Here is a 21552-nt window from a genome sequence, read left to right on the forward strand (position 1 = left end):
ATGCCCTAGTGGTGCTTGTCGCTGCGCGCGATGTTCAGCAGGTGCTCGACCTCTTCGGGGTACTTGCGCAGGTTGTTCTCGTGCCAGCGCTTGATGAGCCACATGAAGCCCGCCACCACCACGCCGAAGGCCGTGATCGCCGAGTAGGCCGACAGGCCCAGCCCGGTGCAGGCGCTGTAGAAGGCGCCGAGCACCAGGATGCAGGCCTGTTCGTTGAAGTTCTGCACCGCGATCGAGCGGCCGGCGCCCATCAGGTTGTGGCCGCGGTGCTGCAGCAGGGCGTTCATCGGCACCACCAGGAAGCCGCCCAGCCCCCCCAGCAGGATCAGGAAGGGCACCGCGACCCAGATGTTGTCGATGAAGTTCATGCCGATCACCAGCAGGCCCATGCCGATGCCCATCGGGATCACGCGTGTCGCCATGTCCAGCCGCATCTTGATCGAGGCCACCACCGCACCGACCGCGGTCCCGATGGCCACCACGCCGGTCAGCGACGAGGCCTGCGCGGTGCTGTAGCCCAGCGCCAGCGAGGCCCAGGCCAGCACGATGTACTTGAGGTTGCCGCCCGCGCCCCAGAAGAGGGTGGTGGTGGCCAGCGAGATCTGGCCCAGCTTGTCGCGCCACAGGCGCGCGTTGCAATGCCAGAAATCGGGCAGCAGCGCGACCATGTTGCGCGCGAAGCTGTGCTGCGCGTTGGCGCGCAGCGGCCGCATCTCGACGCCGGTGTGCGGGATGCGGGTGTTGAACCAGGCGGCCAGGATGTAGACGAAGATCAGCGCGGCGATCGCCGCTTCGGGCGCGGTCTCGATGCCGGTGTCGATGAAGGGCAGGTCGATCGCCAGCAGGTGGCTCGAGACCGCATGGCCGACCAGCACGCCGCCCAGCACGATGCCCAGGATGATCGAGGCGATGGTCAGGCCCTCGATCCAGCCGTTGGCCTTGACCAGCTGCGAGGCCGGCAGCAGTTCGGTGAGGATGCCGTACTTGGCCGGCGAGTAGGCCGCCGCGCCCAGGCCCACGATGGCGTAGGCCAGCAGCGGGTGCGAGCCGAACAGCATCATCAGGCAGCCGACCACCTTGATCGCATTGCTGATGAACATCACCCGGCCCTTGGGGAAGGCGTCGGCGAAGGCGCCCACCAGCGGCGCGAGTGCCACGTAGAACAGCGTGAAGATCGGGACCAGCGCCGCGCGCTGCCACTCGGGTGCGCCCGAGGTGCGCATCAGTTCGACGGCCGTCACGAAAAGCGCGTTGTCGGCCAGTGACGAAAAGAACTGGGCCGACATGATGGTGTAGAAACCGCGCTTCATCGATGGGCTGGCTGGCCAGGGGGCTGGCGACTTGGTTAGGGCGGTAGAAGAAAGGCTTCGCTCACAGGCGAATGCGCGGTTATAGCATGGGGGTGCGATGCCAAAATGGTGCGCCGGGGCCCATGTCCCTCGGTGTTTCCATGGGTTTCCTCCGCGTCAGAAAGGTTCAGTTTTTCGTGCCCCGCCCGATCCTCGCCACCATCCACCTCGACGCCCTGCGCCACAACCTGGCGCGCGTGCGCCGCAATGCACTCGATGCGCGGGTCTGGGCCGTCGTCAAGGCCGATGCCTATGGGCACGGAATCGAGCGGGTCTTCGACGCCTTCCGCGCCGCCGACGGCTTCGCGCTGCTCGACCTGGCCGAGGCCGCGCGCGTGCGTGCGCTCGGCTGGCGCGGGCCGGTGCTGCTGCTCGAAGGCGTGTTCGAGGCGCGCGACCTCGAGCTGTGCTCGCGCCTGGACCTCTGGCATGCGGTGCATTGCGACGCGCAGATCGACATGCTCGCGGCCCACAAGACGCAGGTGCCGCAGCGCGTGTTCCTCAAGATGAACTCGGGCATGAACCGGCTGGGCTTCACGCCCGAACGCTTCCGCTCGGCCTGGACCCGGCTCAACGCGCTGCCGCAGGTCGACGAGATCTCGCTGATGACCCACTTCAGCGATGCCGACGGCCCGCGCGGCGTGGCCGAGGCGATGGCCGCCTTCGCGCACGCCACGCAGGACCTGCCCGGCGAACGCTCGGTGGCCAACAGCGCCGCCGTGCTGCGCCACGCGCCCGAGACCCGCGCCGACTGGGTGCGCCCGGGCATCGTGCTCTACGGCAGCGCGCCCGACTTCCCCGAGCACGATGCGCAGCATTGGCAGCTGCAGCCGGGCATGACGCTTTCGACCCGGCTGATCGGCGTGCAGGCGCTGCGGGCAGGCGCCAGCGTGGGCTACGGCTCGACCTTCGTGGCCGACGCGCCCATGACCATCGGCATCGCGGCCGTCGGCTATGCGGACGGCTACCCGCGCCATGCGCCCACCGGCACGCCGGTGCTGGTGAATGGCGTGCGCACGCGCCTGGTGGGGCGCGTGAGCATGGACATGGTGATGGTCGACCTCGACCCGCTGCTGCGGGCCGGCCGGCCCGCGGGCTTCGGCAGCGAGGTCACGTTGTGGGGTCGCGCGAGCGGCGGCGCGCTGCTGTCGATCGACGAGGTCGCGCATGCCGCGGGCACCGTGGGCTACGAACTGATGTGCGCCGTGGCCCCGCGCGTGCCGGTGGCGGTGGACGAAGGCTGAGGCCGCGCCTCAGGCGGCCGGGTACAGCCCCAGCCCGCGTGCCTGCAGCCGCGCCAGCCCCAGCAGCGCATCGGTGAAGGGCGTGGGCACGCCGCTCAGCTGACCCAGCTCGCGCACCGCGCCCACCAGCGCATCGAGTTCGACCGCGCGGCCGGCTTCCACGTCCTGCAGCATCGAGGTCTTGAAGGCGCCGAGCTTGCGCGTCACCGCATGGCGGTCTTCGGGCGTCTCGGCGATCGGCAGGCCGATGCGCGTGCCGATGGCCTGGGCCTCGCGCATCACGGTCGAGACGAAGTCGCGCACGAGGTCGTCGGCCAGCACCCGGTCCGTGGTGGCGCCGGTCAGCGCGCTGATCGGGTTGACCGTCATGTTGCCCCAGAGCTTGTACCAGACGTCCTTCTGGATCTGCGGCGAGACGCGTGCCTCGATGCCGCCGCGCACCAGCAGTTCGACCAGCGCGCGCACGCGCTCGCTGGCCTGGCCCGAGGGCTCGCCCACGATCAGGCCGTTGCCGAAGTGGTGCCGCACCACGCCCGGCGCATCGAGCGAGCAGCTCGCGTGCACCACCGCGCCGACCACGTGGCGCGCGGGGATCGCGGCGGCGATGGCGCCGTCGGGGTCGACCGCGGCCAGCCGGCGGCCCGTGAGCTCGCCGCCGAAGCCGCCGTCGAGGAACCACCAGGGCACGCCGTTCATGGCGGTGAGCACGACGGTGTCGGGGCCCAGCAGCGGCGCGATGCCTTGCGCAACGCCGGCCAGCGCCGGGGCCTTGACGGCGATCACCACCAGGTCCTGCACGCCGAGCGCGGCCGGGTCGGCCACCGCATGCACCGGGACCGATGTGTGCTGGCCGCCACGCACCAGCACCAGGCCGTCGCGCTGCAGCGCCTCGAGCGTGGCGCCGCGCGCCACCACGTTGGGACGCTCGCCCGCTTGCGCGAAGGCGGCGCCGATCCATCCGCCGATCGAGCCGGCGCCGTAGATACAGATTTTCATGGACGCGATGGTGCCAGAGCTTCAGTCGCGGTAGCCGGGAGCGATGCGGTCGACCTGGCGCACCAGCGCGTCGAACATGTCCTGCCCGCCGGTCTCGGGCGAGTGGAACTGCAGCGCATCGCGCGCGCAGCCGCGCGCCACCGCGTCGCTGATCATCAGGCCCGTGCCCATCGACAGCGTGGCGCGCTGGATGTCGCAGGCGCGCTGCAGCGTCCAGAGCACAGCGAAGGTCTGCGGCAGCGTGCGGCCCCAGGCCAGCAGGCCGTGGTTGCGCAGGATCACGGCCGGCTTGTCGCCGATGCTGCGCAGCAGCCGCGGCCCTTCGTCGGCATGCACCGTGATGCCCTCGAAGTCGTGGTACGCCACGCGGCCGTGCAGCTGCGCGCTGTAGAAGTTGCTCTGCTGCAGCCCGCCCTCGACGCAGGCCACGGCCATGCCCGAATCGGTGTGGGTGTGCATCACGCAGTGCGCGCCGGGCAGGCCGTCGTGGATCGCCGCATGCACGGTGAAGCCCGCGGGGTTCACCGGATGCGTGGACCCGTCGAGCACCCGGCCCTGCAGGTCGATCTTGACCAGGTTGCTGGCCGTGACCTCGCTGTAGTGCAGGCCGAAGGGGTTGATCAGGAACTGCTTGCTCCCGTCCGCCCCATCGGCCAGCCGGACCGTGATGTGGTTGTAGATCAGCTCGGTCCAGCCCAGCATCGCGAAGATGCGGTAGCACGCGGCGAGCTGGATGCGCGCCGCGCGTTCGTCGAGATGGTTCATCTGCACCCCTCAGGGTTCATGTGCGCCCGCCTATGTCGGGCGACGTTGTTCGTGGAACACCGCGGAACCGGCTTTGCCGGGCCGCTGGTGTTGCCCCCGGAGGGGGAGTCGGCTACACGAAGTGAGCCAGCTCGGGGGTGGGTCAACCTTCTGCGGTGAAGCCGACCTGCTTGACGATCGGGCCCCATTTCGCCGTGTCCTTCTTGATCAGCTCGGCCAGCTCGGCCGGCGTCGAGGACATGGCTTCGAGGCCGAAGGTGCCCAGGCCGTCGACCACGTCCTTGGAGGCCAGCGCGGTCTTCATCGCGGCGTTGAGGCGCGCCACGACTTCGGGCGTGGCCTTGGCCGGCAGGAAGAAGGCGAACCACTCGCTGTGGGCCATGTCCTTGATGCCCTGCTCGCCGAAGGTCGGCACGTCGGGCGCGAAGCGGCTGCGCTTGGCGCCCGAGACGCCCAGGATGCGCACCTTGCCGCTGGGCAGGTGCTGCGTGATGTCGCCGATCGGGCCCGACACCGCCGAGATGTTGCCGCCCAGCAGGTCGAGCATCGCGGGCTGCGTGCCGCGGTAGGCCGCGTGCTTGAGCTCCACGTCGCCGCTCTTGCCCAGCAGCGCGCCGATGAAGTGCGGCGTGGAGCCGGCGGCGGGCGAGCCGAAGTTGGCGCCGGCCGGGTTGGCCTTGGCCCAGGCCAGGAACTCGGGCACGGTCTTCACGCTGGCCGGCACCGAGGGGCCGACCGCGAAGCCGAAGTCGAACACGCAGCCCAGCGACACCGGCGCCAGGTCGGCCTGCGGGTCGTAGGGCAGCTTCTTGTAGATGTGGGGGTAGATCGTCAGCATCGACGTCGGCGTCTGCAGGATGGTGCCGCCGTCGGCCGGGCGGCCCTTGACGTAGGTGATGGCGATCTGGCCACCGGCGCCGGTGCGGTTCTCCACCACCGCGACCTTCGCGAACTCGGGGCTGATCTTCAGCGCCAGGCGACGGCAGATGGTGTCGGAGGTGCCGCCGGCCGCGAAGCCGGTGACGAAGGTGGTGGTCTCGAGCCCGGCCTGGGCGAAGGCCTGTTGGCCGATGCTGGCCAGCAGCGCCGACGCGCCCGTGGTCTGCAGCAGATGGCGGCGGGTGAAGTTCATGCGGGTTGTCTCCGAAAGTTGAAGCGGGGGCGCGCCACGGCAGGGAAAAAAAGCGTGCGCGTCCGATGGGGTTGCGGCGCAAGGATTCCTCCGTGGGCGCGCGGGACACACATTTTTCCAGTTGTGAACCCTTCGGTACCCCCGCGTTTACGCCACGTTCGCGCGCTTTTTGCGCGCTTTCCGCTTCAGTAGCCGGCCGTGGTCGGCGCGGCCGCGTCCTTCGGCTTGTAGAGCGCGAGCAGCTGCCGGGCCGCGGTGGTCAGCACCGCCGTGTCGATGCCGACCGCGACGAACAGCGCGCCGGCCGCCAGCCACTTGCGCGCCTGCGCCTCGGTGGTCGAGAGGATGCCCGGCGCCTTGCCGGCCTTCAGGATGCGCGCGATGCCGTCGGCGATCGCGGCCTGCACCTCGGGGTGGTCGGGCCGGCCGGGGAAGCCCATCGAGGCCGACAGGTCGGCCGGGCCGATGAACACGCCGTCGACGCCGGGCGTGGCCGCGATCGCGTCGAGGTTGTGCATCGCTTCGGCCGTTTCGGCCTGCACCAGCAGGCAGGCCTGCGCGTTGGCCTCGTGGATGTAGTGGGGGTGCGCCTGCCAGCGCGAGGCGCGCGCCAGCCCGGCGCCCATGCCGCGGATGCCTTCGGGCGGGTAGCGCATCGCCTGCGCCAGCTGCGCCGCCTGTTCGGCGGTGTCGACCATCGGGATCAGCAGCGTCTGGGCGCCGATGTCCATGTACTGCTTGATCAGCGCCGTCTCGCCGCGGGGCAGCCGCACGATCGGCTGCGAGCGGTGGGGCAGCGCGGCCCAGGCGCTGGACACGCCCTGCAGCTGGGCCAGCACCGAGCGCACGTCGTTGGGGGCGTGTTCGCCGTCGATCAGCAGCCAGTCGTAGCCGACCCCGGCCAGCAGCTCGGCCGCGTAGCCGTCGGACAGCCCGACCCAGAGGCCGATCTGCGGCTGGCCCTCCTGCATGGCTTTCTTGAAGGCATTGATCGGTGTGTGCATGGCGTGTCTCTTCAGGGTTGGAGGTCCGGGGGAAGGCGATTATTGAATGCGCCCGCCAAAGCTGCAGCCGTGCGCTGCCTACACTCTGCCGATGGCCAAGGAAAAAACAATCTACGTCTGCACCGAGTGCGGCGGCACCAGCGCCAAGTGGCTGGGCAAATGTCCCAGCTGCGGGGCCTGGAACACGCTGATCGAACAGGTGGCGCAGCCCCCGGCGGGCGCCAGCGCCAACAACCGCTTCAACACCCCCTTCGCGGCGCTGGGCGGCACGGCCGACCTGGCGGTGCTGTCGGAGATCGAGGCCAGCGACGTCGACCGCACCCCCACCGGCATCGACGAGCTCGACCGCGTGCTGGGCGGCGGCATCGTGCCCGGCGGCGTGACGCTGATCGGCGGCGATCCGGGCATCGGCAAGTCGACCTTGCTGCTGCAGGCGGTCGACGCGCTGCAGCGCGCCGGGCAGAACGCGCTCTACGTCTCGGGCGAGGAGAGCGGCGCGCAGGTCGCGCTGCGCTCGCGCCGGCTGGGCCTGGACCATTCGCAGGTGCAGGTGCTGCCCGAGATCCAGCTGGAGAAGATCATCGCCACGCTCGACGCGCACCGCCCGGCGATCGCGGTGATCGACTCGATCCAGACCGTCTACTCCGACCAACTCACCTCGGCCCCCGGCTCGGTGGCGCAGGTGCGCGAGTGCGCGGCCCACCTCACGCGCTTCGCCAAGGCCAGCGGCACCGCCATCGTGCTGGTCGGCCACGTCACCAAGGAGGGCGCGCTGGCCGGCCCGCGGGTGCTCGAGCACATGGTCGACACGGTGCTGTACTTCGAGGGCGACACGCACTCGAGCTTCCGGCTGGTGCGCGCGATCAAGAACCGCTTCGGCGCGGTCAACGAGATCGGCGTGTTCGCCATGACCGAGCGCGGCCTGAAGGGCGTGAGCAACCCCAGCGCGATCTTCCTGAGCCAGCATCCCGAGCCGGTGCCGGGCAGCGTGGTGATGGTCACGCTCGAAGGCACGCGGCCGATGCTGGTCGAGATCCAGGCGCTGGTCGACAACGGCGGGCCGAGCCCGCGGCGGCTGTCGGTGGGCCTGGACCGCGACCGGCTCGCGATGCTGCTGGCGGTGCTGCACCGCCATGCGGGCGTGGCCTGCATGGACCAGGACGTGTTCGTCAACGCGGTCGGCGGCGTACGCATCAGCGAGCCCGCGGCCGACCTGGCCGTGATGCTGGCCATCACCTCCAGCTTGCGCGGCAAGCCCATGCCCAAGGGCTTCATCGCCTTCGGCGAGGTCGGCCTGGCGGGCGAGGTGCGGCCGGCGCCGCGCGGCCAGGAGCGGCTGAAGGAAGCCGCCAAGCTGGGCTTCAGCGTGGCGGTGGTGCCCAAGGCCAACGCGCCCAAGAAAGGCTCGAAGGAGATCGAGGGCCTGACCATCCACGCGGTCGAGCGCATCGAAGAGGCGATGGACGTGGTGCGCCGCCTCGACTGACCCCCGCATTCACCAAGGAACGACCATGCAACTCATCGTCTCCGCCGGCCTCATCGCCGCCGTCGTGCTCTGGGGGCTGGTGTCGCCCGCCACGCTCGACCGCGTCTTCAGTTCGCTGCTGGCCGACATCACGCGCAGCTTCGGCTGGTTCTATCTCTGGGTCGTGCTCGGGCTGGTGGTGCTGGCCTTCTTCCTGGCCGTGAGCCGCTACGGCGACCTCAAGCTGGGCGACGAGGACGAGGAGCCCGAGTTCTCGGTCGGCGCCTGGTTCGCGATGCTGTTCGCCGCGGGCATGGGCATCGGCCTGGTCTTCTGGGGCGTCGCCGAGCCGGTGTCGCACTACGTGAAGCCGCCGCCGGGCATCGTGCCCGGCACGCCCGAGGCCGCGGGCGTGGCCATGCGCTACGCCTTCTTCCACTGGGGTTTCCATCCCTGGGCGATCTACGGCATCGTCGGCCTCGCGATCAGCTTCTTCACCTTCCGCCGCAAGGCGCTGCCGCTGGTGAGCTCGGCCACCGAGGCCTTGCCCTGGCCCTTCGTGCGCCGGCTGTCGCCGGCCTTCAACGTGCTCGCGGTGGTGGCCACGGCCTTCGGCGTCGCGGCCTCGCTGGGCATGGGCGCGACGCAGATCAACAGCGGGCTGCACACCGCCTTCGGCCTGCCCATCGGCCCGCTGGTGCAGTCGCTGGTGATCGTGGTCACGACCGCGGTGTTCATCACCTCGGCCGTGAGCGGCGTGGACCGTGGCGTCAAATGGCTGTCGATCGGCAACCTGGTGCTGGCCGGGCTGCTGGCGCTGGTGGTGCTGTGCATCGGGCCCACGGTGGCCATCATCGACACCTTGACCAACACGCTGGGCGCCTACATCAGCGAGTTCGTGCGCATGAGCCTGCGCATGTCGCCCTTCCGCGAGAACTCCTGGGTCGGCGACTGGACCATCTTCTACTGGGCGTGGTGGCTGGCCTGGTCGCCCTTCGTGGGCCTGTTCATCGCGCGCGTCTCGCGCGGCCGCACGGTGCGCCAGTTCCTGGTGGGCACGGTGCTGGCGCCCAGCCTGGTGGGCTTCGTCTGGTTCGCGATCTTCGGCGGTACCGCGCTGAACCTGGAGATCTTCCACGGCGTGCCGCTGGCCGAGGCGGTCACGGCCAACGTGTCGACCACCATGTTCGTGATGTTCCAGGCCATGCCCATGGGCCTGGTGCTGTCGGGCGTGGCGACGGTGCTGGTGTTCGTGTTCTTCGTCACCTCGGGCGATTCCGCGACGCTGGTGCTGGGCACCATGAGCACCGGCGGCAATCCCAACCCGCCGAACCGGGTCAAGGTGGTCTGGGGCGTGCTGGTGGCGGCCATCGCGCTGAGCCTGCTGCTGGCCGGCGGCCTCAAGGCGATCCAGACCGCGACCATCGTGTTCGCGCTGCCCTTCTCGGTGGTGCTGGTGCTGATGGCGGTCTCGGTCACGCTGGCCATCCGCGAGGACTGGGAAGCCGAGCAGAAGCGCGAGCGCGCGCTGCGCCGCAAGATGCGCGAGTTCGTGCGTGATTGAAAAAGCCGGCCCGGGCGGGCGGTGACAATGCGGCCCATGAATTCTCAGAAAATCCTTGTTCCGCTGACCGGCCTGGCGGCCCTCGTGTTGGCCTTCTACCGCTACGGCTGGGCCGGCGTGGCCGTTGTGACCGGCGGCATCGTGATGTTCCTGCTGCTGCACTTCACACGCACGATGACGGTGCTCAAGCGCGCCTCCGACCGGCCGATCGGCTATGTCGCGAGCGCCGTGATGCTCAACGCCAAGCTCAAGCCGGGCGTGACGCTGCTGCACGTGGTGGCCATGACGCGCTCGCTGGGCGAACTGAAGACGCCCAAGGAGCAGCAGCCCGAGACCTACCGCTGGACCGACGGCGGCCTGTCGTACGTCGAAGGCATCTTCCTCAACGGCAAGCTGCAGAGCTGGGCGCTGACCCGTCCGCCGGCCGAGGACGAGGCCGCGGCCGGCGGGCACTGAGCGAGGCGCTCAGGCGGCAGCGGGTGCCACCGGCTCCCTGCGCGCGTTCAGCAGCACCAGCGAGATCGTCATCGACAGCATGATCCCGTAGTAGGTGTGGGCGAAGTTCACGTTGGTCAGGCTCGCGCTCATGTGCATGAACAGCACGCCCGCGAGCTGCCAGCGGGCCTCGGCCGCCTGGCGGCCCAGCCGGCGCACCGTCAGCGCCAGGCCGCCGATCCATGCCAGCACGGCCGCCAGCCCCAGCAGGCCGTGGTCCATCGCCGCGTGCAGGTACTGGTTGTGGACGTGGCCCAGGCTCAGGATCATCGGCGACTGGGTCTTCTCGCCCAGCGCCTTGATGCGCCGCTTGCGCTCTTCGCCGCCGATGCCGATCAGCGGTGAACTCTCGAAGCCGCGCACGGCCATCTGCCAGAGGTAGATGCGGGCGCCGACCGAACTGTTGGCGCCGTCGCCGGGCTTGTGGGCTTCGGCCGCCAGCTCGAATTCATGCGCGGCCTGCTCGATGCGTTGCGCCGAGGTCTGGATCACGTGCGGCAGCAGCACCCCGGCGGCCACCACCACCAGCGCCAGCGCGATGCCCAGCCCCACGCCGTGGCGCGTGACGCTGCGGCGCCGCAGGATCGCCACGCCGTAGAACAGCACCGCCCAGAGCACCACGCCGTAGGCGCCGCGCGTCTGCGACAGCACCACCGCCACCATGCCGACCAGCGACGCCACCATCCAGGCGAAGCGCATCCGCAGCGGCCGCGTGGCGTCCAGCGTCCGGGGCAGCAGCAGGCAGACCATGAAGCCCACGGCCACGGCCCAGGGGATCACGTTGGTCGGGTAGCTGTTGCGGTCGTCGCCCTTCCAGGCCGCCAGCCCGGCCGCGGCGATGCAGCCCAGCGACAGCGCGTGCGCCAGGATGTCGCGGAAGTTCTCGCCGAAGCGGAAGCGCCGCACCAGCCCCAGCGTGGCGGCCGCCGCCAGCATCAGCCGGATCGGCGCATGGAGTTCGTCCCAGGGATCGCCCCAGATCGCCGTGGCCAGCGTCTCGAAGGCCAGGCCGATGAGGCAGGCGATCAGCCAGGTGCGGGCGGCGCTGTCCTCGCCCGGCGCGATGTCGATGCGCGGCCGACGCAGCGCGGCCCAGGCGCCGACCAGGCAGAAGAGGATCCAGGCCGCCCCGGCAGTCTTGGTGGACAGCGGGGCGATCGCCATGCCGCCCAGCACCAGCCACAGCCCCCACGGCGGTTCCGGCTGGAGCCGGTTCGCAATGGACGCCATGCTCAGAAGGGCGCGTCGTCGGCCTCGGCCGACGTTGCGGACGCCACGGCAGGTGCCGCGGGCTCGGCCACGGCGGCGGTGAAGGCGGCCTCGCCGCCCAGCGCCTCGAGCAGCGCGGGCACCATCTCGCCCAGTTCGCCGGTGGCGATCGCGGCGTCGGCGTCGAAGTTGTCTTCCTTCTTGCCGTCCTGCGCCGCGTCCGTGCCTTCGATGAACACGATCTTGCGCAGTTGCATGGTCTCGCTGAGCTCGAAGGACACGCGGTCTTCCCAGGTCATGGCCAGCCGCGTCGGGCGCTTGCCGTCGGCGATGTGCTGGCGCACTTCCTCGATGTCCAGCGCATGCTTGGCGTAGCGCACCACCGACTTCGATTCATCGGTGGCCTTGAGCTCGCATTCGCGGTCGATGGTGAAGCCGGGCGGCGCTTCCTGGCTCGAGAGCCAGTTCGACATCGCGGTGGCCGGCTCGATCTGGGTGTTGATCTGCGTCACGGCGAAGCCTTCGAGCGCCTTGACCAGGCTGGTCACGATCTCGTCGGCACGTGCCGCGTTGCTGGCGTTGATCACCAGCCGGCGTTCCTGGGGGTCGATCCAGACCGCGACGCGTGCATGGCGGGTGAAGGCCATCGGCAGCAGTTCGTGCGTGATGTCTTCCTTGAGGTCGCGCTTTTCCTTCTTGCCCGGCTTGCGGCCGGTGGTGGCCTCGATCTGCGCGCAGCGCTCGTCGACCTTGCGCCGCACCACCGAACCCGGCAGGGTCTTGGCCTCGATCATGAATTCGAGCAGCCACTGGCCGCCCACCGATTCGACCAGCGGCCCGTGCTCCTGGCCGCGGGGCTCGACCCAGCCGGCCGACTTCTCCTGGGAGGGGGCGCAGGGCACGAAACGCTGTTCGGCCAGGGCGTTCTCCGCGTCGGTGAGCGACGGCGACCAGGGCGCTTCGATGCGATAGACGATGACGTTCTTGAATACGGACACTGAAACCTTCCTGGGGGTCTGATTGGCAAAACCGGCCATTGTGGGGGTGCCGGCTTCGGCCTCCATCGTAAAATCGAAAGCTTTTGCGACTTTCCGTTGCTTCAAAAGGACAAACAACATGAGCGTGCTCCCCCCCTCGCTGGATGACCGTGACGGCAAGATCTGGATGGACGGCCGACTGGTGGAATGGCGCGATGCCAAGATCCACGTGCTCAGCCACACCCTGCACTACGGTTGCGGCGCGTTCGAAGGCGTGCGCGCCTACAAGACCGTGGGCGGCACCGCGATCTTCCGCCTGCAGGAGCACACCGACCGGCTGTTCAACAGCGCCAAGATCCTGCGCATGAAGCTGCCCTTCACCAAGGAAGAGCTCAACGAAGCGCAACTCCAGGTGGTGCGCGAGAACAATCTCGAGAGCTGCTACCTGCGCCCGCTGGTGTGGATCGGCTCGGAGAAGCTGGGCGTGAACCCGCGCGGCAACACCATCCACGCGATGGTCGCGGCCTGGGCCTGGGGCGCCTACCTGGGCGAAGAGGGCATGAAGCGCGGCATCCGCGTGAAGACCTCCAGCTACACCCGCCACCACGTGAACATCACGATGACGCAGGCCAAGGCGGTCAGCAACTACAGCAACTCGATCCTGGCCAACATGGAAGCGCTGGACGACGGCTACGACGAGGCGCTGCTGCTGGACGCCAGCGGCTTCGTGTCCGAAGGTGCCGGCGAGAACGTGTTCGTGGTCAAGGACGGCGTGGTCTACACGCCCGACCTGTCGGCCGGCGCGCTCAACGGCATCACGCGCAACACCATCCTGCACATCTGCAAGGACCTCGGCATCGAGCTGGTGCAGAAGCGCATCACGCGCGACGAGGTCTACATCGCCGACGAGGCCTTCTTCACCGGCACCGCGGCCGAAGTCACGCCGATCCGCGAGCTCGACCGGGTCGAGATCGGCATCGGCTCGCGCGGCCCCGTCACCGAGAAGATCCAGGCGGCCTTCTTCGACATCGTGAACGGCAAGAATCCCAAGTACGCCCACTGGCTCACGAAAGTCTGAACATGGCCACCCAAGCTGTCGTCGAACTGCTCGCCACCGACCTGAACCACCAGGGCGGCGTCTTCTGCCCCAACCCCAAGGCCGACATGAAGCTCTGGAGCGGGCACCCCAAGGTCTACCTCGACGTGGCCCGCAACGGGGAAGCCAAGTGCCCGTACTGCGGCACGGTGTACCGCCTCAAAGCCGGCGAAACGGTGGCCCACGGCCACTGATCCGGCCCATCGCGTGACCCAGGCGCCTGCCGCAAGGCCCACGCTGACCATCGGCGTGCTCGCCAAGAACGAGGCGCACCGCATCGAGGTTTGCCTGCGCAGCGCCGCCTTCGCCGACCAGCTGCTGGTGATCGACAGCGGCAGCACCGACGCCACGGTCGCGCGTTCGCAGGCCGCGGGCGCCACCGTGGTGGTCTACCCCGACTGGCAGGGCTTCGGCGTGCAGCGCAGCCGGCTGCTCGAACACGCCACCGGCGACTTCGTCTTCTTCCTCGACGCCGACGAGGTCGTCACGCCCGCGCTGCAGGCGCAGATCGAGGCGGCGGTGCGTTCCAACGAGGCTGCCGTCTGGCGCGTCTGCTGGCGCATGGTGGCCTACGGGCACGAGCTCAAGGCCTACCGCGCGGGCAAGGGCCCGGAGCGGCTGTTCCGGCGCGACATGCTGGCGGGCTACACCGGCGTGGTGCACGAGGAGGCGGTGTTCAATCCGGGCTTCGCCGAGGCGCCGCGCCATGTGCTGCGCGGCAAGCTGCTGCACCACTCGCGCGAGACGGTGCGCGGCAGCCTGGAAAAGCTCACGCAGTACGCGATGCTCGGCGCCGCCAAGCGGGCCGCGCTGGGCAAGCGCGGCGGCGTGCTGCGCGGCATGGCCGGCGGCACCGCGATGTTCCTGCGGCTCTATGTGTTCCGGCTCGGCTTCCTCTGCGGGGGCGCCGGTTTCCTGTACTGCTACTTCGTGGCGCTCGAGGCCTTCTTCCGCTACGCGGCGCTGCACTACGACCGCGCATCGCTGAGCAGCCAGGTCGGCCGCTAGACGCGGTTCAGGCTGCGCGCATCGGCAGCTCGAGCACGAAGCTCGCGCCGCCGCCGGGCCGGTCTTCGCAGTGCACCGTGCCTTCGTGGCGCTCCACGATCGACTTGACCAGCGCCAGGCCCAGCCCCACGCCGCCATCGCGCTCGCTCGCGCCCGGCAGGCGGTAGAAGGGCTCGAAGATGCGGTCGCGCAGGGCGGGCGGCACGCCCGGCCCGCGGTCGCTCACGCTCAGGCGGACCTGGTCGCCGTGCGTCGCGAGCTGCAGGCTGATCTCGCCCGCGCCGTAGCGGCGCGCGTTCTCCAGCAGGTTGCGGATCGCGCGCCGCAGCAGCCGCGAAACGCCGCGCACCTGCAGCGCCGCGCTGTCGGTGCCCTCGGCCAGGTCGAGCTCGGCCGTGGTGCGCGCGCATTCCTCGGCCGCCAGGCCCAGCAGGTCGACCGTCTCGACGGTGCCCATGTCGGCTTCGCTGGCGTCGAGCCGGCTCGCGAGCAGGATCTCGTCGATCAATTGGTCGAGCTCGCCGATGTTGCGCGAGATCTCGTCGCGCGCGCCGGGGCTGGGGCGTTCGCCGATCAGCTCCAGGCCCATGCGGATGCGCGTGAGCGGCGAGCGCAGTTCGTGCGAGGCGTTGGCCAGCAGCGACTTGTGCGAGCGCACCAGCGTCTCGACGCGCGCGGCGGCCGCGTTGAAGCGTTTCGAGAGGTCGGCCACCTCGTCCTGCCCCTCTTCGGGCACGCGTGCCGACAGGTCGCCTTCGCCCCAGCGCTGCACGCCGCGCTGCAGGGTCTCGAGCCGCTGCGTGAGGCGCCGCACGACGGGGAACAGGCCGATCGCCACCGCCAGCCCGACCAGCCCCAGCAGCCAGAAGAAGCCCTGCGGCCGCGACCAGGGCGGCGGGCCGCCCGCGCGGTTCTGGCGCGGGCCGAACTGCATCTGGAAGTTCTGGCCGTCCTTGAGCGTGACGGTGAACTCCAGGCCCTCGCCGGGCCGGTTGGTGCGCAGCGACTGGCCGGTGCCGATCACGCGGTCCTGCGCGTCGCGCAGCACCACCTCGCGCGGCAGCGGCGCACTGCGCTGCTCGTCGGCCATCTGCCAGGCCCAGCCCGCAGCCAGCGTCACCACGGCCACGCCGGCCAGCACCGCCAGCCAGATGCGCACGTAGAGGTGGCGGGTGAAGAGCCGGATCATGGTCGTGGCAGCCTTCGCCTCAGTCCTGCTGCTTGGCGAACACGTAGCCCACGCCGCGCACCGTGAGGATGCGCTTGGGGTTCTTCGCATCGACCTCGATCGCGGCCCGGATGCGGCCCATGTGCACGTCGATCGAGCGGTCGAAGGCCTCGAGTTCGCGGCCGCGCACGGCTTCCATGATCTGGTCGCGCGTGAGCACGCGGCCCGCGCGTTCGGCCATCGCGACCAGCAGGTCGAACTGGTAGGAGGTGAGGTCGGCCAGCACGCCGCCGACCGTCACGCTGCGCGCGTTGCGGTCGATCTCGAGCGTGCCGAAGCGCACCACCTCGGCTGCGGTCGTCTCGCTGGTGTTGTCGCTGCGCCGGCGCAGCACCGCGCGGATGCGCGCCAGCAGCTCGCGCGGCTCGAAGGGCTTGGGCAGGTAGTCGTCGGCGCCGATCTCCAGGCCGATGATGCGGTCCATCGGATCGCCCTTGGCGGTGAGCATGAGGATCGACACCTTGGCCAGCGCGCCCGGCAGCGCGCGGATGCGGCGGCAGACTTCGAGGCCGTCGATGTCGGGCAGCATCAGGTCGAGGATCACCAGGTCGGGTGCGTGCTCCTGCAGCTGCGCCAGGCCGGCACCGCCGTCCGCCGCGTGCCTGACGCCGAAACCCGATTGCGCCAGGTACTCGCTCACCATCTGCGCGAGGCGGGCGTCGTCTTCGATCATCAGGATCTGGGGTGTGCTCATGGCCGCCATGATGTTCCGGTGCCGACAAGTCGGCTTGAACGCTCCGTAAAGTTAAAGTAAACATGCTCGCCCCCGAGGCGGCGCACACTGCGTGTCGCTTCGCCAACCCCCGACCGGGGGCACCACCAGCGGCCCGGCTAAGCCGGTTCCGCGGTGGTCCTGGAAGGGGACGGGGGCGCGTCGAACAGCATGGTCGTCCCGGCATTCGGGCTCGCCTGCCTGTGCGGGGCGAGAAGGGATCGCAGCGCGCTGTCGTCGATCGTCGGGTCGCAGGCCAGCGCGCGATCGCGGATCTCCTGCGCGAGCTGGTGCAGCTGGGCCACCGAGCCCCGGATGCGGGCCTGGAAGGCGGCGTCGTCGAGCGTGTCGTTCATGCTGCGGTTGAGTTCGGCGAACCAGGGCAGCGAGGCCTGGTCGAGCATCACGGCCGCGTTGTGCTTGGGGCTGGCCGCCGACCAGGCGCGCATCAGCGCCTGCACTTCGATGTTGAGGGCCTGCGAATGCTGCAGCTCTTCCTTCAGGCTGCCCAGCAGCGCCAGGTCGGTCAGCCGGTCGTGGAAGAAGATCTGCGCGAGCACGCCCCAGTAGTAGGTGTAGTCCCAGATCACCTTCACCGGCAGCACCTCGGGGTCGCCGAACAGGCCGTACTGGTCCTGGTAGAGCGCCAGGGTGCTCTCGTAGAACGAGTGGTAGAGCTGGTCGTAGAGCTGGGCGCGCGCGCTCAGCGAATGGCCGGCGCGGTCGTGGCCGATCAGGTCGGTGATGTAGGTGTTGCCGATGGCGATGAAGTCGCTGCCGGGCGAATAGAAGGGGTCGAGGAACAGGCCCGCCTCGCCGGTGAGCGCCCAGCGCCGGTCCGAGAACACCTGCTTGCAGCCGTACGAGAAGTTCTTGAAGAAGGCGAAGTCCTGCAGCAGGTGCCGCTTGCCGTCGAGTTCGTCGAACAGCCGCGGCTGGTAGCGCGCGAACCAGTCCATGGCCTTGTCGAAGCTGTCCATGGTGTCGAGCGGGTGGTACTTGGGGTCGGCCACGATGCCCACCGAATGCGAGCCCGAGGCCAGCGGGATCAGCCAGACCCAGTAGCCCGCGCCCACCAGGTGGTTGGTGGAGAGCCAGCGCGCCTGCGGCGTGCAGCGCGCGCGCCATTCGGGGTCGTCGCTCCAGTCGTCGAGCGTGATGCGGTCGCTGATGCGGAACCACACCGCATTGGCGTCGTGCGCATTGGGCTCGGCCAGGCCCAGCTTGCGCTTGAGCATGCCCGCGCGGCCGCAGGCGTCGATCAGCCAGCGCGCGGCGATGGTGTGGGTTTCGCCGTCGCGGGTCCAGCGCAGCGTGTGCGGCGCATGCGTGTCCTCGGCCAGCTCGATGCCGCGCACCAGCGCATGGTCGATGAACTTCACGCCGCGCCGGGCGGCCTCCTCGGCCAGGTAGTTCTCGAAGATGCCGCGGTCGATCTGGTAGCTGGGCACCGCGAGGTAGCGGCTGGCGCCGATCTCGGTCACCTGGTCGATGTCGCGCCGGCCCTCGCTGAAGAAGAAGCGGAAGCCGAACTTGCGCAGCTGTTCGCCCTGCATGTGCGGCTTCAGGCCCAGCACCGTGTCGAAGTAGCGCGCGCCGATCTCCACCGACGACTCGCCCACCTTGTGCGCCGCATGGGGCACCGGGTGGCTGCGGCGTTCGAGCACCAGCACGTCGATGTCGGGAAAGCGCTGCTTGAGCTGCAGCGCCAGCGTGAGGCCGGCCAGCCCCCCGCCCATGATCACCACGTCGTGTTGCTGCGGATGCGAGCCGGTCGGCGTGGTGGGGGTCGTCATGTTCAGCCTTGCTGTCGAAGCTGCAGTTGCAGCGAGAGTTGCGCCGAGAGCGGCATCGAGACGGTTTCCGAGCGGCCGCCGGCGAGGGCCTCGAACAGGGGGAGCGCGTCGGCGATCGCGTTGGCGCTGAGCGCCTGCGCCGCTTCGGAGCGCGGTGCCGCCGGCGTGGAAGGGCCGGTGGCCAGCGACCAGTCGAAGGCCGCGACCGTGCGCTCGGTGCGCGCGGGCGCGATCACCAGCGCCGCCGCCAGCAGGCCGCGGCTGGTCGTGACCGAGGCCAGCGCGCCGACGGCGGGCATGTCGTAGCCCACCAGCAGCACGGCCTGGTCGTCGGCCGCGCACTGGGCCGCGGCTTCGAGCAGCGCCGAGGCGAAGGTGGCCTCGAAGGCCGAGACCGAGTTGCTCGCTTCCATGCAGCCGGTGCCGATGGTCCAGTAGCCCACCGCGGCGTTGTGCACCGAGTTGTGGAACTTGATCGGCGACAGCATGGTCGGGTCGGCCGCCAGCGTGCCGCACATGTAGTCGTTGATGCCCAGGTCGCCGTGCGCCGAGGCGAACACGCAGGGCAGGTCCTTGGCCTCGCGGCCGGACGCTGCCACGGCCTGCGCCGCGACTTCGAGCGCCAGCGCCACGGTGTCGGGCGCGCGGCGGCGCTCGGCCGGTGCCAGCACCTGCGGCGCGGGCCGCTTGGCCGGCGGGTCGACCGGCGCGCCGGTGCCGTTGAAGGCCGCGCGGGCGATGTCCCAGCCGGGCAGGGTGGGGGCCCAGAAGGCCGGGCCTTCGATGTAGAGGGTGGGCGTGCTCATGCGGCGGCTCCCTTGCCGAAGATCAGCGCGCAGTTGTTGCCGCCGAAGCCGAAGGAATTGGACAGGGCGTACTTCACCTCGCCGCGCGCGGGCTGCAGCTTGATCTGCGGGCCGCAGTCGGTGTCGAGCACGCTGGTGTTCACGGTGCCCGGCATCAGGCCGGTCTCGAGCGAGAGCAGGCTGATGGCCGCCTCGACGATGCCGGCCGCGCCCAGCGTGTGACCGGTGAAGCCCTTGGTCGAGCTCGCGTGCGTGCTTTCGGGGAAGCGCCGCGTGATCAGCGCGCCTTCCACCTCGTCGTTCTTGGTGCTGGCCGTGCCGTGCATGTTGATGTAGTCGATGTCGTCGGTGCCGAGGCCGGAACGCGCCAGCGCGTCGTCGAGCGCGCGCTCGGCGCCCGCGCCCTGCGGGTGCGGCGTCGACATGTGGTGGGCGTCGCTGGCCTCGCCGTAGCCCAGCAGGTAGAGCGCATCGGCGGGCGCGTCGGTGGCGGCACGTTCGACCAGCGCGAAGCCCGCGGCCTCGCCCAGGCTGATGCCGTCGCGCGCCGCGTCGAAAGGGCGGCAGGGTTGGGGCGACACCAGCTCCAGCGAATTGAAGCCGTAGAGCACGCTGCCGCACAGCGTGTCGACGCCGCCGACCACGGCCGCATCGACCAGCCCCAGGCGGATCAGCCGCTCGGCCGAGGCGAAGGCCTTGCCGCTCGAGGAGCAGGCGGTCGAGATGGTTTCCGACGGGCCTTCGAGCCCCAGCGCGGCCTGCACGAACATGGACAGCGAATGCGGCGTGTGGACCAGCGGGCGCTGCTGCGCGGCCGGGAAGCCACCGTCGGACGTCAGTTCGGTGTAGGCGGCTTCGGTCTCGCCGATGCTGGAGGTCGAGGTGCCGAGGATCACGGCCACGCGCGCCGGGCCGTACTTGGCGCGGGCCGCGGCCACCGCCTCGGCGAAGCCGTCGGCCTGCAGGCCCAGCCAGGCCAGGCGGTTGTTGCGGCAGTCCCAGGAAGCCAGGGACTCGGGCAGCGTCAGGGCTTCGAGGCCGTCGACCCGGCCGATCCAGGTCGGCAGGCGCTGGCCGCTGGCCGGCAGGTCGCCGAAGTCGTTGGGCCGCAGCCCGCTGCGCGAGTTTTCGAGGGCGTCGAGCAGCGGCGTCTTGCCGACGCCGACGGCCGACGTCGCGGTGTACGCGCTGATCTGGAGGGGAGGGATGCGGGACGGCACGGTGGTGGGCTGGGAAGTGGCGAAGCGTGAACGATGCCACAGACTAGCAGCGGCCGTGGCGCCGCCGCGTCGGCCAATGCCCCGTGCCCCCGGTCAACCGCCGTCGCCGGCCCGCTGCCAGCGCGCCGCCAGCGCCACCAGCACCAGCACCGGCAGGCCCAGCGCCGCGGTCGCGACGAAGAAGGCCGAATAGCCGTAGGCGTCGACGAAGACGCCCGAGTAGCCGGCCAGGAACTTGGGCAGCAGCAGCATCAGCGAACTGAACAGCGCGTACTGCGTGGCCGAGTAGCTGATGTTGGTCAGGCTCGACAGGTAGGCGATGAAGGCCGCCGAGGCAATGCCGCCCGCGAGGTTGTCGGCCGACACCACGAAGACCAGCAGCCCCAGGTCGTGGCCGCGCATCGCCAGCCAGGCGAACAGCAGGTTGCTGCCCGCGCTGAGCACCGCGCCCAGCATCAGCACGCGCATCACGCCGAAGCGCATCGACAGCACGCCGCCGACGAAGGCGCCCACCAGCGTCATCACCACGCCGTAGATCTTGCTGACCGTGGCGACCTCGTCCTTGGTGAAGCCCATGTCCACGTAGAAGGGGTTGGCCATGATGCCCATCACCACGTCGCTGATGCGGTAGATCGCGATCAGCGAGAGGATCAGCGCGGCCTGCCACTTGTAGCGCCGGATGAAGTCGGCGAAGGGCTCGATCAGCACGCTGTGCAGCCACTCGGCCGTGTTGCGCGCCGGCGGCAGCACGCGCCGCGCCGGCTCGGCCGACACCAGCACCGTCAGCATGCCCACGGCCATCGAGGCGGCCATGACGAAATAGGCGATGCGCCAGGCGCCGTTCTGGTAGCCGGTGGTGGCGGCCTCCGCCACCGACATTTCGGCCCAGGCCGCGATCCACAGCACGCCCGCGCCGGCCCAGATCATCGCCATGCGGTAGCCGGTCTGGTAGGCCGCGGCCAGCGCCGCCTGCTTGCGCGTCTCGGCCGATTCGATGCGGAAGGCGTCGAGCGCGATGTCCTGCGTGGCCGAGCCGAAGGCCACCAGCAGCGCGCACCACACCAGCGGCCGCAACCCGGCGCGCGGATCGGCCAGCGCCATGCCCACCAGCCCGGCGATCACCAGCGCCTGCGCCAGCAGCAGCCAGCTGCGGCGCCGGCCCATGAGCCGGGTGAAGAGCGGGATCGGCAGCCGGTCGACCAGCGGCGCCCAGGCCCACTTGAAGGCATAGACCAGCCCGACCCAGCTCAGGTAGCCGATGTCGGTGCGCGCCACCCCGGCCTCGCGCAGCCGGAAGCTCAGCGTGCCCAGCACCAGCAGCAGCGGCAGGCCGGCGGAGAAGCCCAGCGCCAGCATGCGCAGCGTCGCGGGTTCGAGGTAGACCCGCAGCGAGTCGCGCCAGGACAGCGGTGCCTCGGGGGGAGCGGTGGAGGAAGCTTCGGCAGCCGTGGGTGGGGACATTGAGGGGGCGATCGGAATGGCTGCT

General features: G+C 70.1%; 20 protein-coding genes. 7 read left to right on the forward strand and 13 right to left on the reverse strand.

The features are described from left to right. Nucleotides 1-5: 5 nt before the first annotated feature. Nucleotides 6-1310 carry a lysophospholipid transporter LplT gene (gene lplT, locus QTI20_RS28200; RefSeq protein ID WP_286554946.1) on the reverse strand — a complete coding sequence of 435 codons (1305 nt, stop codon included), beginning with the start codon at nt 1308-1310 and terminating at the stop codon, nt 6-8. A 176-nt stretch (nt 1311-1486) separates the two neighbouring features. On the opposite strand from lplT, the gene alr reads away from it, so the two are divergent. Further along, a complete protein-coding gene (alr, locus tag QTI20_RS28205) occupies nt 1487-2593 on the forward strand; it encodes an alanine racemase (RefSeq protein WP_286554943.1) in 1107 nt (368 codons plus the stop codon). A gap of 9 nt (nt 2594-2602) precedes the next feature. Here the strand turns inward: alr and QTI20_RS28210 are convergent, their stop codons facing one another. From QTI20_RS28210 to QTI20_RS28225, 4 genes are all read right to left on the reverse strand, one after another. Further along, nucleotides 2603-3589, reverse strand: a complete 987-nt coding sequence (locus tag QTI20_RS28210; RefSeq protein WP_286554941.1) for a 2-dehydropantoate 2-reductase — start codon at nt 3587-3589, stop codon at nt 2603-2605. A 21-nt stretch (nt 3590-3610) separates the two neighbouring features. Next, nucleotides 3611-4354 carry a class II aldolase/adducin family protein gene (locus tag QTI20_RS28215; RefSeq protein ID WP_286554939.1) on the reverse strand — a complete coding sequence of 248 codons (744 nt, stop codon included), beginning with the start codon at nt 4352-4354 and terminating at the stop codon, nt 3611-3613. Between the two features lie 142 nt (nt 4355-4496). Continuing rightward, nucleotides 4497-5486 (reverse strand): Bug family tripartite tricarboxylate transporter substrate binding protein, encoded by a 990-nt coding sequence (locus tag QTI20_RS28220; protein WP_286554937.1) that lies wholly within the window; start codon nt 5484-5486, stop codon nt 4497-4499. Between the two features lie 185 nt (nt 5487-5671). Continuing rightward, on the reverse strand, nt 5672-6490 hold the full coding sequence (locus QTI20_RS28225) for an aldolase/citrate lyase family protein (protein ID WP_286554936.1): 819 nt from the start codon (nt 6488-6490) through the stop codon (nt 5672-5674). Nucleotides 6491-6581: 91 nt separating this feature from the next. Here QTI20_RS28225 and radA point away from each other — a divergent pair, with 91 nt between their 5' ends. From radA to QTI20_RS28240, 3 genes are read left to right on the forward strand one after another with little or no spacing between them, the layout of a single operon-like run. Next, nucleotides 6582-7976 carry a DNA repair protein RadA gene (gene radA / locus QTI20_RS28230; protein ID WP_183029077.1) on the forward strand — a complete coding sequence of 465 codons (1395 nt, stop codon included), beginning with the start codon at nt 6582-6584 and terminating at the stop codon, nt 7974-7976. Nucleotides 7977-8001: 25 nt separating this feature from the next. Further along, complete coding sequence (locus QTI20_RS28235; RefSeq protein WP_286554933.1) at nt 8002-9519, forward strand: BCCT family transporter; 1518 nt, start codon at nt 8002-8004, stop codon at nt 9517-9519. Nucleotides 9520-9546: 27 nt separating this feature from the next. Further along, nucleotides 9547-9975 (forward strand): glycerate kinase, encoded by a 429-nt coding sequence (locus tag QTI20_RS28240; RefSeq protein WP_286554932.1) that lies wholly within the window; start codon nt 9547-9549, stop codon nt 9973-9975. Nucleotides 9976-9984: 9 nt separating this feature from the next. Here QTI20_RS28240 and QTI20_RS28245 read toward each other — a convergent pair whose 3' ends face one another. Then, on the reverse strand, nt 9985-11244 hold the full coding sequence (locus tag QTI20_RS28245; RefSeq protein ID WP_286554930.1) for an O-antigen ligase family protein: 1260 nt from the start codon (nt 11242-11244) through the stop codon (nt 9985-9987). 2 nt (nt 11245-11246) lie between these two features. Then, nucleotides 11247-12221 carry a recombination-associated protein RdgC gene (locus tag QTI20_RS28250; protein WP_286554929.1) on the reverse strand — a complete coding sequence of 325 codons (975 nt, stop codon included), beginning with the start codon at nt 12219-12221 and terminating at the stop codon, nt 11247-11249. A 118-nt stretch (nt 12222-12339) separates the two neighbouring features. Here QTI20_RS28250 and QTI20_RS28255 point away from each other — a divergent pair, with 118 nt between their 5' ends. Genes QTI20_RS28255 through QTI20_RS28265 form a run of 3 tightly spaced genes read left to right on the forward strand, consistent with a single transcriptional unit; the run spans nt 12340 to nt 14304 of the window. Next, nucleotides 12340-13278, forward strand: coding sequence for a branched-chain amino acid transaminase (locus tag QTI20_RS28255; protein ID WP_286554927.1), 939 nt, complete (start codon nt 12340-12342; stop codon nt 13276-13278). 2 nt (nt 13279-13280) lie between these two features. After that, nucleotides 13281-13490 (forward strand): zinc-finger domain-containing protein, encoded by a 210-nt coding sequence (locus QTI20_RS28260; protein ID WP_183029072.1) that lies wholly within the window; start codon nt 13281-13283, stop codon nt 13488-13490. A gap of 13 nt (nt 13491-13503) precedes the next feature. Next, nucleotides 13504-14304 carry a glycosyltransferase family 2 protein gene (locus QTI20_RS28265; RefSeq protein WP_286554924.1) on the forward strand — a complete coding sequence of 267 codons (801 nt, stop codon included), beginning with the start codon at nt 13504-13506 and terminating at the stop codon, nt 14302-14304. A gap of 7 nt (nt 14305-14311) precedes the next feature. Here the strand turns inward: QTI20_RS28265 and QTI20_RS28270 are convergent, their stop codons facing one another. From QTI20_RS28270 to QTI20_RS28295, 6 genes are all read right to left on the reverse strand, one after another. Further along, nucleotides 14312-15493: a sensor histidine kinase gene (locus QTI20_RS28270; RefSeq protein WP_286554922.1), complete on the reverse strand. Its 1182-nt coding sequence runs from the start codon at nt 15491-15493 to the stop codon at nt 14312-14314. A gap of 19 nt (nt 15494-15512) precedes the next feature. Next, nucleotides 15513-16235 carry a response regulator gene (locus QTI20_RS28275; protein WP_286554920.1) on the reverse strand — a complete coding sequence of 241 codons (723 nt, stop codon included), beginning with the start codon at nt 16233-16235 and terminating at the stop codon, nt 15513-15515. 128 nt (nt 16236-16363) lie between these two features. Beyond that, nucleotides 16364-18040: an NAD(P)/FAD-dependent oxidoreductase gene (locus QTI20_RS28280; RefSeq protein ID WP_286554917.1), complete on the reverse strand. Its 1677-nt coding sequence runs from the start codon at nt 18038-18040 to the stop codon at nt 16364-16366. A gap of 2 nt (nt 18041-18042) precedes the next feature. Further along, a complete protein-coding gene (locus QTI20_RS28285) occupies nt 18043-18846 on the reverse strand; it encodes a beta-ketoacyl synthase chain length factor (protein WP_286554915.1) in 804 nt (267 codons plus the stop codon). Then, nucleotides 18843-20066, reverse strand: a complete 1224-nt coding sequence (locus QTI20_RS28290) for a beta-ketoacyl-[acyl-carrier-protein] synthase family protein (protein WP_286554912.1) — start codon at nt 20064-20066, stop codon at nt 18843-18845. The genes QTI20_RS28285 and QTI20_RS28290 overlap by 4 nt, the downstream gene beginning before the upstream one ends. A gap of 93 nt (nt 20067-20159) precedes the next feature. Continuing rightward, entirely contained in the window at nt 20160-21527 is a 1368-nt protein-coding gene (locus tag QTI20_RS28295) for an AmpG family muropeptide MFS transporter (RefSeq protein ID WP_286554911.1), read from the reverse strand. Nucleotides 21528-21552 lie beyond the last annotated feature (25 nt).

This window comes from Variovorax sp. J2P1-31, assembly GCF_030317215.1.
GTDB lineage: Bacteria > Pseudomonadota > Gammaproteobacteria > Burkholderiales > Burkholderiaceae_C > Variovorax.